Raw genomic sequence first — 12,918 nt, forward strand, 5'->3', positions numbered from 1 at the left:
GTGTTATGATGACGGTAAGAAGCTGTTTTTGTTTAATAGTGTCAGTGTTATTAATTTATTTTAGTCATTCTTATTCAATTGCATCTGCACCTTCTTGCTCAAATGCTTCATTTGAGATGCCGTTACCTTTATATTATCATGATCGTGAATTAGGTGAGGTGTTAACAAAAACGAATGGTGATGGAATTTGTTCAGTTGACAAAAATAGCTTGTTTTATGTGATTGCGCCTTTTATTGATGAAACAGCGATAACCTGGGCACGGTCATATAATAAAAATGACATAACTTTAGATGATTTAAAAGAACATGGCTTAATTTTAAATTTTGTTCCAAGTACCTTTTCAATATCATTTATAATTGAAAGAGGTAATGAAAGAATACGAAATTTGAATAATGAAGATAACTATGTGGGAGCTACTCCTTCACAAGGTGAATTTTTTTCTGCTATATCAAGTTTTAGTCTGGAGTATGATTACAGCGATTCATCTCTCTCATCAGATTCTTACTATTTTCAATGGTTGGGTGGTTTTAATTGGGGAGGCTTTGACGGTGTTAATTTGACGACTAATACTTCTTTGGCGTACTCATATGATGACGATAAGAACAAGGATGATTGGGATGCTGTAAGAGGACCAATTGTTCTTTTCCATGATCGTTACCGTCAACCCGCACGATATTCTCTAGGCGATGTTTCCAGCCCCTCATTTGGTCATTTACCAAATTATGAATTAGGTGGATTTTCGGTTTATAGAAACTTTTCCGATTTACAACCTGATCGAAATATTCAAAATACAGGGAGTCAATTTTTTCAACTCAACGAAAGTGCCGAAGTAAGTTTTTTCGTGAATGATATTTATGTTACGCGTTATAGGCTAGAACCAGGAAGGTATAATATTAATAACCTTCCGTTATCTTCAGGTAATAATGATATTCGTTTAGAGATAAACTATTTGTCAGGCCGAACTGACACACTCTATTTTTCCCGTTATTATAACGCAACTTTACTTAAGTCTGGGTTAAGTGACTTTGGTTTGTCATTGGGTGCTCTATCAGAATTTGATAAAAGAGATATAAGCTATTCAGATGAATATGTGGCTTCAGGTTATTATAATTATGGATTGACAGAGGAATTAACACTTGGTTCCAGCGGGTTAGTCTCTGATGGTGGCGGTCTTCTCGGTATATCTGCTGTAACGGGTAATTTTTTGGGGAATTTTTCACTCAGATTAACATATGGCTATTACAGTGACGATACTTATAGTCACGGTTATATCGGTTCTGTTGATTACGAACAATCAGTAATCGGAAGTGGTATTAGCAGTTCTGCAAATTTAAGAGTAGGCTATGAATATCAAAATAGGTTTTCATCAGTTCCGTGGTTGATTGGTAATCAGCAAGATGGTTATAGTACTTATATTGATTATTCAGCATATCCTTTAGAGTCTTTTGACTTTTCATTAGGTGCTCGTTCTAGTGATTATGATGATACCGGTCGCTACCAGTCTTACTATCTATACGCTAATTATAATTTCGGCGATCGTACAAACCGTTTTAGAGTTGGTGTACGAGGTGAGTATAGCTCTGCATCTATCACCGATGATGATGAATACTCTGTCAATTTGAATGTAAGTTGGAATTGGTTATCCGAAAGCAGAAAGTATTCGTCATCTTTAAGATATGATACAGATGGTAATCTTGCAGCGGGAGACTTTTCACGTACCAGTGATTATGGTGTCGGTGGGTTGGGCTACAGAGTCTCGACTGAGTATCATGATAATTATGATAGGCATAGTGGAAATATTAATTATGTTGCAAACAGGTGGCGAGGCAATGCCAATATTTCTAGATATGGGTCAAGCTATTACGGCGATGAATTAGCTGCTTCTGTTTATCTATCGACAACCGTTGGCTATAGCGGTGGACGGTTTGGCGTAGGTAGTGACCCCGTCGGTCCATTTGCGGTTGTTTCGGCCCATCAGACCCTAGATGGGTTAGATATTGAAGTTAACGGGTACGAAGGCAATAATCCAAGTGCGATTGCAACCAATGAGCTTCCTGCTATCGTGACGTTTAATCGTGCATTTACCAATAATACTGTCAGCGTTGATATACCTGATGCCCCTCCTGGTTTAGACTACGGTAACCCTTGGTACTCTGTTGTCCCTGGTAGCTTAACGGGGTATGCCATTCATATTGGTTCTGATGCTGTCTATACTGTCATCGGACGGTTGCTTGACAGTTCCCAATCTCCCGTATCCCTAAAAAGTTTCGTTATCATCGGTGAAAACGGTCGATATTCAACCTTTACCAACCGCAACGGTCGGTTTGTCGTGGAGGGTATTAAACCGGGTAACTATTTGATACACCATAAAGAGGACCCTTCAGTACGGGCATCTTTCAGTGTCGAAGAGACTGACAACCCACTAGTTTACCTGGAGCCTATCGTCTTGCCCGATCCCGAGGTCATCGAAATTGAAGCGCGCGAACAGAGCGGGAATGCCAGAATTCACGATGAAATACAACCCGTAGGAAAAGTCATACGTGTACAACCAGGTGATTCCATCTGGCGATATACCTTTGATGAAATCAGAAGAACTCGACAATTGTACGGGTTTGATTTTTCAAAAGCTGAAAAATACCGACTTACTCTTTCGTTGAGTGATCATATTGTAAGTGTCAATGATTTGATGGATGGCAATATCATTCATCCAGAGCAAGAAATATGGATTCCTGATTTGAGTAGCTTTGTAATTGATTATGAGAAAGCGATGCGAATTTCACTCTAATTATTGATTTGTAATTTCACAGTGGAGAATGAACATGAAAAGGTGGTTATGGATATTTTTTTTGTGTTGGCCGCTAATTTCTCATGCAAGCGATGAGTGTGCAGGATCTTGGACTATAAGGTTTATTGAGGATGACCCGGTGACTAAGCCTAGATTAGGTGAGTCGACATGGATCCAAGCCTACATTGAGTTGGGACCTTCCTTATATCAGTGTGCTAATTCTGCCGTGATATCGACCAGAGCTGAACCGCAATTCTGGCTAAAGGGGCCGCAAGGCAAGGTTGCACTGCAATTTTTCAACAAACACCTGATCCCTTTGCCATTAGTGGATAGTCAAAGTGTTAGGTTGAAATTAGACCCTACGAAAATTACATACTTTTGGCTGAAAATTCCACAGGGGGAATTCCTTTCTGCTGGTATGTATAGTGCGTCTATAGACGTGCAGCTATTTTCCGGCAAGAGCACCAAGGCGATATCTACTCAGACCAAGAATATTGACTATTTTGTCACGCCCTTCGCAAGTATTAGGTTGGATAGTACACGTTACCCTTGGATGAATAATGCCGGTTCGCATTATCAACTGATGCTCGGGCACTTGAAAACGGGCAGCAAGCGGCAATTTGATTTTGAAGTATTGAGTAATGCTCATGTTGTTTTGAAAGTAGAGCCTGAGAATGGCGCTTTGCTTCATACTCATTCACAAGGAAGTATCCCCTACTATTTATGGGTAGATCGGCAAAGGGTTAAGGCATCAAAACAGCCTTTACGATTTGAACTAGGCAGAATGTCGGCGCGAACGCCCAGTATTATCGCGTTTGGTGTAGAAGTGGGTAATACCAAGAATGCGGTTGCTGGTAGCTATCGAGATGTTCTAACGATATCTGTTATTGCCAAGCCATAAACCGCACACAGGATAGTTATTTCTATCGGTTGCTATTGAGCATCTTGATTACTGCTGCCGGTGAGCCCCCAACCAGGGTGTCGGGCGGTACATCCTTGGTTACCGTGGCATTGGCGGCCACCACCGAACGGGCACCGATGGTCACCCCTTGGCAGATCACGACATGGCCGCCGATCCAGACGTCATCTTCAACCACAATGGGTTTGGCAAAGGTCTCCCAGCGACGGCGGCTCTGGTAATCGAGCGAGTGGCTCGGGGTATAGAACTGGGCGTTGGGACCGATCAGAACATTGTTGCCGATACGGATTTCGGCATTGTCGAGCATGGTCGCTCCCATGTTAATAAACGTGTGGGAGCCGACATGGATAGTTTTGCCGAACTCGCAGAGAAAGGGCGGCATGACATGGCTGTCTTCGCCGAATGACGCGAAAAGTCGGATAAGCAGGTCGCGGGGGGCATCACCAGGATGTTGGTTGATGGCCATTTTCAATTGGTAGGCATTGGCTCTGATAGCCAGGATCTCTGGATCTTCATCGTTGAAATCCAAACCTTTCAGCATTTTTTCGAATTCGGTCATAGTGGTGACTGCATAATAATTAGTAATGATGATTACGCTTTGCGAACAACGTAAACTTATAGTCTGATGATTTGAAGTAGTTGCGGCTGTATTCGAAAACGGTGCCATCAACCAAGTAACCTCGGGTGATTTTCTCGATGATAGGCTGATCGGCAGGTATACCTAGCTGGTTCACCACCTCTTGTGGCGGCAATACTGGGATGATTTCCAGCTCACTTCGGTCGATGACCATTTTCTTGGTACCTTCAATGAACTCGTATTTCGAGCCCTGCATCACTTCATACGTGAGATGGGGAATAGCGAAAGTGGCATCCAGGTCTCTTCAAGGGTCACCGGGTTTTCGTCAATAAAGCGGACGCGCTTGACGTAAAAGATCCTGTCTTCTTCAGTGATCTGTAATGCCTCAGCAATCGCAGGAGCGGGTGTGGTGATTTCAAAGGCAAGGATCTCACTGTGTGTTTTGACATCAAGGTGGCTCAGCTTTTCATAAAAGCTTGAGTACTCGTGCATGTCGTAGTTGACCTTGTTCTCTTTCACATAGGTCCCACTGCCTTGGATGCTTTCCAGCACATTTTGCTCTACGAGTAGTTTTAAGGCTTGGCGAACCGTCACACGGCTCACGGAGAAGGCTTCACCTGGTTGTCTGAGTTGGAATGATTTCATGTATATTATGCAATAGAAACATTATATGCGCATGGTTTTATAATGGTATTTAATTAATAAATAAGTAAGCTGTACTTAATATGCACTTAGCAAGTATATTTTTGCTAGCGTTAAGGGCTTAAGCAGACATTATCTGGATATGAAATATTCAAAAATCGAATAGTGGTAGACAAGGTGATTACATGTAATTAGTCTTACAAAAAAAACAAAGTGATTTACACATGGAAACAGATAGAAGAGATAATTCGATTGACCTTAATGTTTTAAGGATTTTTCAAGTTGTTTATATAACTCAAAACACATCTGTAGCGGCTAAAAAATTGGACATCAGTCAATCACAGGTAAGCAGATCGCTACAAAAGTTAAGAATCTATTACAATGATGCAATTTTTATTCGATCAAAGAATGGTTTATCCCCAACTCCCTTAGCACATAACTTATCTAAAATCGTACCAAACATTTTAGATTCAATCAGTTCAGTCAAAACAAACAACTCAACCTTTGATCCCACTTCATATAGTGACGAAATATCAATTGCCTTATCACCAGTCTTTCAAAATGATTTTGCCTATAATCTATCAGAAGTACTGTCTACACAAGCCCCCAATGCAAAGCTCAATTTCTTAACTTGGGATGAAAAAACTCTGCCTGCAATTTCCTCTAATTTTATAGATATAGGTATGAACTATTCTTATGTAACTACTCCCAAAGATATCTACTTAGAAAGAATTCAAAAGGACAGGTTTTACCTTTTTGCTAGAAATGAACACCCAGTATTCAATAAACTTAATTATACTCTAAAAGATGTTTTCGAATATGATTTTTGTGTTTCTATTTTGAAAGGTTTCAATGATAGTAAACCCATTGCAAGTGATATTGTAAAAACTTTAGGTTATGAACTAAAAGTTAAACATAGATCAGATAACATAGAATTACTGAAGAAAATAGTTTTTAATACAAATTCTATATTAATAGGTGCAGGTAATTTTATTGAGCAAGACTCTAATAAAATTAGGGAAGTAAATATAGATGTTAATGAGTTTGTAAAATATTTTGAAGGAGATAGGGTATATACATCATTATTTTATCAGCAGAGTAATAGAACTAATGAAAAGATAATTTGGCTAAAGACGCTGATTGATAACTTGATTAACAAAGAGTGCTGTAATTTATGACTATTAAAGAAAGAAACTTACGTTTATCATGTGAAAATTTCCCTAATTTACTTAGAAATTTGAGAACTAGCAGTAAGTTATCTCAGCATGATTTATCTATTTCGTTATCAAAAAGTCATAAACTTTTCGAAAATATAACTCAGCCAATGATTAGTAATTGGGAAAAAGGTAATAATTTACCATCTTTAATTAGGCGAGTAGGAGTCGCAACGTATTTTAATGTTGATTATAATTATTCAAATTCAGAATTGAATGTTCTTAAACGCTCACTAAAAAATGAAATGTTTTATGACCCTCACTTAACGATTTATCCGATTATAATTAATAAAACGCAAGATCTTGATTGGGAGGCGTTAGATGAGTTCACTAAAGTACAAATTCGACATGCTTTCTTTGTAAGGCATAAAGATAAATTAGATGCTTTCTTAGTAAGGAAGGGCCTACAGCGTGCAAAAGTTAAATGCTACTACTATGACAACATGCTTGTAGGTCATGTTATGTACAGTTTGATTGATGGCGTTTTCTATTATATTTGTGCTGCGGGAATGAACTCAGACATACATAGTAGTATTCTGTCTGAACTGGAAAATCTATGTAATGTTCAGATAATTGAAATGCATGCAACAATTCCTGTTATCAAGCATCTTCTATTATCAATTTATGGTGTTGCTGTCTCCAAAACTGAGGCTGCGGTAACATATAGATTTAATACAGGAGACTTTTTTACAAATCCCTACATAAAAGCACTATTCTTAAAAAAACAAGATTTTATTTTGATGAGCTATCAAAACATGATTGACAATAGTGTTGAATTAGAGAATGGTATTAATAAGGATTTAATGAATAAGGAACGTAGTTTTGGCTGATTAGAGACAGTTATTTTAGTGATTGAAAGGTATACTTATATAATATGATCACTGTAGAACGATTTCAGCATCATAATTCAAATTAAATATTTAGGCCTTAGATATTCTGTAAGAAAAACTCGTCTGAGCCTTGCTAAACTTTGTCATATGCATTACGTGGGTTTGGCGGTATGTATACTGATAAGATATTTTTGTGAAAATTGTTGATAGTGTCGCCACCGAGCATATAGAGATTATAAAGTCTTCTCATGTTTTATTAATTGATGTTGACTTACATTTCCCTCAATGAGTCTATTTGTTGAAATGTGTTTCTGTTGATGGTTTTTCACAGCATCTGTAAGTTCTCTTCTTGTATACCAGTATTCACTTCTTTCCAAAAGACATTTTAACGCACTTGCTAAATATATAATTGTTTGTTTCTCGTATAGTGCTCCACAAAACCCATTTTCAATCCAAAATTCAGATGAGAGTAAGCAGCTTTTGTCTATGTTGATCATAAACCAATAGTTATTGTTAACTGAAGTGTCGATCTCAATGACTTCTTTAGTCTGGATTGTCTGGTAATCGATAAGTAATATATGATTTCGTATGTTATTTATCGAAGATAAATCGCTTAGCACAAAAAATTGACTATTATTTTGGTAAAGATCATTGATTATGTTTTTAATTACTTTAGATTTTTTTAAGTTATTGCTAATTAAGCAGAACTGATGTTTTATTAATGTTGACATAATTTATTACTCTCCGTTTTTATCACTTTCTAACTAATATTAAATGGTGATTGTATAAATAGCTATACCATTAAGGAGATAATATTTGGTAGTGATATATAATTATCTTTATTTTTTAAATTTCACGAATATGATATTTTATGTGACTTGCATCAAGTTAAATATCAACTGATATGTTTATTCAAGGCTATTTCTCTACTTGTTGCAGCTTGATTTTGTCACTATATATATGAAAATAATGGGAATTATAAGTAATTAAAATATTATAAATGTGATTTGATGCCAGTTTTTTTAATCGATTGGTATTAATATATATAAGGTAATATCACTTGTAAATAAATTGGATGGTTATTATGAATGTACCTAGAAGTGCTCTCGCAACTTTGTTGTTTATTTCTCTTTTTTCTAATGCTGATTATAATGATGATACAAGTGGCTTTCACAAAAATAAACCAAGCTCTGAACGTTTCCGTCAAAGTCTTGATGAGCACGAAAAGCTTCACCTCATTTTTATGCGCGAAGAAGAGAAACTTGCTCGTGATGTTTACATCAAACTAAGCATGGTCTACCCAAATTCAAATGTTTTCGGAAAAATTGCAGCTTCAGAAAGCCGCCATACTTGTAAAGTTTGCGATACTCTAAAGCGATTCAGTATCGAGGATCCAGTTGTAAATGATAATCTCGGTGTATTCTCAAGTGAAGAGTTTGGTGAATATTTTACTATTAAATATCAGGATCTTACTAACATTGGGGCTACTAGTGAGTTAGATGCCTTGTATATAGGCGCCTTGATTGAAGAGTTCGATATAATAGATATTAAAACTTGCCCTGAAGTAATGATTGAAAAAGTAGATTCAATTAAAAACTCAAATGACTGCGGTTTAGTTTACACAGATAATCGAGTTATTATTTCATTATACGGAAATCTAATCGATGGCTCTGAAAATCACTTAAGAGCTTTTGCAAGTAAAATTGAAAAATACATAGGAGAAGGAGCTTACCAAGCGCAGGTTATTCCTCAAGAAGAAGTTGATAGAATACTAGGCCGATAGCTCTTACTAAATTATATTTAGCAAATAAAACCTCATCTTGAGGTTTTTTCTTATAAGCAGGTATTTGTTAACTTAGAAAATAAAAATACAAGATTGAATACAATATGTAACCCAATCGGTACAAGTATAGAAGTGTAACGCTCTTTAAAAAATCCTAAGACAAGGGATGGGAATAGTATTAATACTACAAGAAATGTTGGTTGGTATATGATATGAAAGCCTGCAAAAAGAACAGAAGTAATGAGATTTGCTTTGCTCACGCCATAATTAACTTCATTTAGGCGATTTAGTTTTAACAGTACCTCTTGAATAGTTCCTCTAAATGCCAACTCCTCAAACACTGGATAAATCAGTAATGTATTGAACCAGGCCATTGCTGTTCTGTGCTGAATGGAGATTATTTCACACGGAAGCAGAGACCAAAATCCGAATCCTATAACAACACTAAGAAAAATGGTTACCAGCAGTGTTTTGTCATTAAGCCCCTGTTTTAGACTAAGTCGAATGTTATATGAACTCATAATGGGGACTTCATATTGGCTTACGTTAATTAAAAACCAAGAGCCTATAAGGCTCTTGGTTGAGACGTTACTTTCTTCAGTGTATTTTTTGTTTACGGCGAAGGATTAATCCGATTATCGAAACAGACATTAGAAGCGGTAACGTAGGATCTAATGGCGCATTAGGATCCCCAATAGTACAACCACCTCCTGAAGAACCTGAGTTTTCGTCATTTGGGACTGGTTCTTCCGATATTGGATCTTCATTAAAAGGCTCATCTACGCGGACGGTAACAACACCATTGTTTGATATAACCCCATCTTCCTCCAGAACATATGTGAACTGCTCAATTCCGCTAAAACCAGCATCTGGAGTGAACACTATTTCCATGTCTTCATTAATATATGCATCACCATTTACTGGCATGTTGTTAATTCTTAAACGCAGCATATGTTGCATATTAGGGTCGTATTGATCGTTGGCAAGTACATCAATTTGTACTGAGGTCTCTTGCATCGTCATAACATTATCATTAGTTACAACTGGTGCGCCGAGAACTACTTCTGGGTTCACAACAATTCGAACAGAGGCTAGGTTTGAAGCGGAATCACCCATACTGATTTGATATTTGAAAACTTCATTGCCAGTAAAGTAATCTGCTGGGGTGTAAGTCATAATCTTTTCAGTGCTGATTTCAACCTTACCGTTGATAGGCTCTTCTACGATAGATATTTCAGTACCAGCAGGAACGACAGGTACCCCATTTATCATGTCATTCACTAGAGCATCGATTTCTACCGAGGTTTGCGCGTCAGTCGTAACGTAATCATTAAACGCGACCAGTTTATCTTCTACCGTTGCGTATATAGACAGATCTGGAGCAGTATTGCCTACTAGCATCCATTCAGGTAAACCACTGCCAGGTACACCAGGGAGAACATCATCGACGGATCTGGCCGTTACACGCAGTGTTAGCGTTTCAAAAATAGGCTGGTTTTGCTCATCAAGTAGCTTTTCACCTATGTGAATAAAGATATCGGTATTAAGCCCCGCAAGGTCATCGCTTGGAATCACCGCATAGCGAATTAACTCACTTGGATCTTCACCGGGGATATCCAGTCCTAAGGGCTTATCTGCCCACTCTGTGAGTTGCTCCGGAGGGATGATTGCAAAATTATCGCCAAGAGTCTCTGGATCACCATCAAGACCAGCACGTCCTGAACGCCAGTTGTGTCCATCCCAGATAGCGACAACGCCTTCTGATTCCGCATCAACGTCGTTAACCAGCCAGTAGCCGATAACACTTGGTACTTGGCTATTTGGAAGCATATAGCCAAGCATATCGTATGGAAGATTTGCACCATGGGTGTCATTTACACTAAAGAAATTCTGGCTAAGCGAACCAATAATACCGTTTTCCAACGATAAACCACTGTCAATGTTTTGTACTTTCCACTGAGCGTCTACGGAGTATACCGGCTTCATAAATCCTGCGGCATTATGATCCAAAAAGCCTGGAGAAAATCGAGGTCGCACACCATCATCGAATAACTTAGGAGCGAATGTCGCAAAACGTTCCGTATTCCAAACGTCTACATCAGGGGCAGAGCCCGTACGACCATCAAAAAACTCACGAGGCACAGACGATTGCATCTCAAAGCCCACACCGTGTTCTTCAAAGCTTAAGGCTTCAAATTGATCTCCGGTTCCTGTACCTAGCTCGAACTTATAACTGACTACCCGTTTGTCTGTATCATTTCGAACTTTTTGGATTACTCGGTAGAGACGACCAACACCGTATTGTTCCCTAAACTGTTCAATCGTATTTTCTTTGTCAGATGATCCACCATTAGAACTGGAATCATCTTCACTATCGGTTGAGTCTACTAATCCTTTATAGCGGATGTCTTTTACACCAAGGTCAAAAACTAAATCAACAGGAGTTTCCGTTTTGGTTAACTGCAGAAAGACTCGTTTGGAACTGCCTTGTGGGTCATTGCATGCTTTTGAGACTATCGTGTCAGGAAAACTTGGGTGTTCCATCTCACCTGAAGCCATAATGCAATTATGATACTTGTAATCTAGGTTATCATTAAGAACTTGCATTCCTGGTGCTCGTCCGCTGCCGTTGTCTAATTCCCAAGTGATGTAGCCGACACTGTGTGTATCCCAATGCTCATCATCATTTTCAGCAGCGTCTGCATCTTCTTTAGAGCTGTAGATATAGGTTTTTGCGGTGGCACCGCTGTAACCATCGACTGTATCGTCGATAGTTAGAACGTTATCCATATTCCACTTTGACAAGATTGGCGCTGGTACGTCTAAATACAAATTTGGGGTGGGATCTTTAGCAATACTATATCCGGTGACTAGCATGGAACTGACTATAAATATTGCCAAACTTTTAATTTTAAATTTACTTCTGGGGCGGTCGTTTTCCATGATATAACTCCTTGCTTCTACAACATAAAAATGTAAGTTCAGCTTGGTTACTTGCTTTTTTAAAAAGCAGTTCACCACTCTATAACTGACAGCAAAGAAAGTGTTTTGAATTGGTTTATGCCATTAGGGCTGTGATGGCATGGGTATATTAACCGCTCGTGATTAATTAATAGTATTTAGAAATACTTATTCTTCATTCTCACACTATCCTTCTGGAACTAGTGTCATAGATCTTTAAGGGGCTTTTCTATGTCATAGAGAGTGAATTTTTCAAGGATGAAATATGCAGGGAAGCTGTGATAGGAATTTGTGCTCTAGTTCATATTACTATGAACTAGAGCTGAGGTTATTCTACTTGATGCAAAGGTCATTTAATAATGATGGTTACGCTTCGCCACCAAGGTGAACTTGTAATCTGATGATTTGAAGTAGTTACGGCTGTACTCGAAAACCGTGCCATCAACCAAGTAACCTCGGGTGATTTTCTCGATGATAGGCTGATCGGCAGGTATACCTAGCTGGTTCACCACCTCTTGTGGCGGCAATACTGGGATGATTTCCAGCTCACTTCGGTCGATGACCATTTTCTTGGTACCTTCAATGAACTCGTATTTCGAGCCCTGCATCACTTCATACGTGAGATCGGGGAATAGCGAAAGTGGCATCCAGGTCTCTTCAAGGGTCACCGGGTTTTCGTCAATAAAGCGGACGCGCTTGACGTAAAAGATCCTGTCTTCTTCAGTGATCTGTAATGCCTCAGCAATCGCAGGGGCGGGTGAGGTGATCTCGAAGGCAAGGATCTCACTGTGGGTTTTGACATCAAGGTGGCTCAGCTTTTCATAGAAGCTCGAGTACTCATACATGTCGTAGTTGACCTTGTTCTCTCTAACATAGGTCCCACTTCCTTGGATGCTTTCCAGCACATTTTGCTCTACGAGTAGTTTTAAGGCTTGGCGAACCGTCACACGGCTCACGGAGAAGGCTTCTCGCAGTTGTGCTTCAGTCGGCAAGGCCTCACCCGGCTTGTATTCACCGGATTGGATCTTTTCCTTTATTGCGTCAGCGATCTGACGATACATAGGAAGGCGTGCCACATCGTTCTCCTCTGGAAGGCAAATCTGTTAATTACCGCTTATAGTTAGGGCTTTAAGCTTGCCCTATACATTTATAGTTAGCTAATGCCTGTATTTTACCTGTATTTATCGCGTCATTCAAAGTTGTCAT

10 protein-coding genes and 1 pseudogene are annotated in these 12,918 nt (G+C 38.8%); 5 read left to right on the forward strand and 6 right to left on the reverse strand.

Going from position 1 to position 12,918, the window contains the following annotated elements; translation table 11 throughout:
• The first annotated feature begins 5 nt into the window (after positions 1 to 5).
• Positions 6 to 2,786, forward strand: a complete 2,781-nt coding sequence (locus ACXAGQ_RS15135; protein ID WP_475254944.1) for a fimbria/pilus outer membrane usher protein — start codon at positions 6 to 8, stop codon at positions 2,784 to 2,786.
• A gap of 34 nt (positions 2,787 to 2,820) precedes the next feature.
• Positions 2,821 to 3,687: a hypothetical protein gene (locus tag ACXAGQ_RS15140; RefSeq protein ID WP_475254946.1), complete on the forward strand. Its 867-nt coding sequence runs from the start codon at positions 2,821 to 2,823 to the stop codon at positions 3,685 to 3,687.
• 22 nt (positions 3,688 to 3,709) lie between these two features.
• Here the strand turns inward: ACXAGQ_RS15140 and ACXAGQ_RS15145 are convergent, their stop codons facing one another.
• Both ACXAGQ_RS15145 and ACXAGQ_RS15150 read right to left on the reverse strand, forming a co-directional pair.
• A complete protein-coding gene (locus ACXAGQ_RS15145; RefSeq protein WP_475254948.1) occupies positions 3,710 to 4,264 on the reverse strand; it encodes a sugar O-acetyltransferase in 555 nt (184 codons plus the stop codon).
• A 19-nt stretch (positions 4,265 to 4,283) separates the two neighbouring features.
• Positions 4,284 to 4,897 (reverse strand): annotated as a pseudogene (locus tag ACXAGQ_RS15150) (GntR family transcriptional regulator); the annotation flags it as partial.
• 251 nt (positions 4,898 to 5,148) lie between these two features.
• On the opposite strand from ACXAGQ_RS15150, the gene ACXAGQ_RS15155 reads away from it, so the two are divergent.
• Both ACXAGQ_RS15155 and ACXAGQ_RS15160 read left to right on the forward strand, forming a co-directional pair.
• Positions 5,149 to 6,102, forward strand: a complete 954-nt coding sequence (locus tag ACXAGQ_RS15155) for a LysR family transcriptional regulator (RefSeq protein WP_475254949.1) — start codon at positions 5,149 to 5,151, stop codon at positions 6,100 to 6,102.
• Positions 6,099 to 6,968 (forward strand): helix-turn-helix domain-containing protein, encoded by an 870-nt coding sequence (locus ACXAGQ_RS15160; protein ID WP_475254950.1) that lies wholly within the window; start codon positions 6,099 to 6,101, stop codon positions 6,966 to 6,968. The genes ACXAGQ_RS15155 and ACXAGQ_RS15160 overlap by 4 nt, the downstream gene beginning before the upstream one ends.
• Positions 6,969 to 7,201: 233 nt before the next feature.
• Here ACXAGQ_RS15160 and ACXAGQ_RS15165 read toward each other — a convergent pair whose 3' ends face one another.
• Positions 7,202 to 7,699: a hypothetical protein gene (locus ACXAGQ_RS15165; RefSeq protein WP_475254951.1), complete on the reverse strand. Its 498-nt coding sequence runs from the start codon at positions 7,697 to 7,699 to the stop codon at positions 7,202 to 7,204.
• A 353-nt stretch (positions 7,700 to 8,052) separates the two neighbouring features.
• Here ACXAGQ_RS15165 and ACXAGQ_RS15170 point away from each other — a divergent pair, with 353 nt between their 5' ends.
• Positions 8,053 to 8,751 carry a DUF2202 domain-containing protein gene (locus ACXAGQ_RS15170; RefSeq protein ID WP_475254952.1) on the forward strand — a complete coding sequence of 233 codons (699 nt, stop codon included), beginning with the start codon at positions 8,053 to 8,055 and terminating at the stop codon, positions 8,749 to 8,751.
• 50 nt (positions 8,752 to 8,801) lie between these two features.
• Here the strand turns inward: ACXAGQ_RS15170 and mrtJ are convergent, their stop codons facing one another.
• From mrtJ to ACXAGQ_RS15185, 3 genes are all read right to left on the reverse strand, one after another.
• Positions 8,802 to 9,272 (reverse strand): JDVT-CTERM system glutamic-type intramembrane protease MrtJ, encoded by a 471-nt coding sequence (gene mrtJ / locus ACXAGQ_RS15175; RefSeq protein ID WP_475254954.1) that lies wholly within the window; start codon positions 9,270 to 9,272, stop codon positions 8,802 to 8,804.
• Positions 9,273 to 9,348: 76 nt separating this feature from the next.
• Positions 9,349 to 11,694: a choice-of-anchor F family protein gene (locus ACXAGQ_RS15180; protein ID WP_475254955.1), complete on the reverse strand. Its 2,346-nt coding sequence runs from the start codon at positions 11,692 to 11,694 to the stop codon at positions 9,349 to 9,351.
• A gap of 371 nt (positions 11,695 to 12,065) precedes the next feature.
• Positions 12,066 to 12,788 (reverse strand): GntR family transcriptional regulator, encoded by a 723-nt coding sequence (locus tag ACXAGQ_RS15185; RefSeq protein WP_475254956.1) that lies wholly within the window; start codon positions 12,786 to 12,788, stop codon positions 12,066 to 12,068.
• Between the last annotated feature and the right edge of the window lie 130 nt (positions 12,789 to 12,918).

The sequence above is a fragment of the Photobacterium sp. ABD4_091 genome, assembly GCF_056160145.1.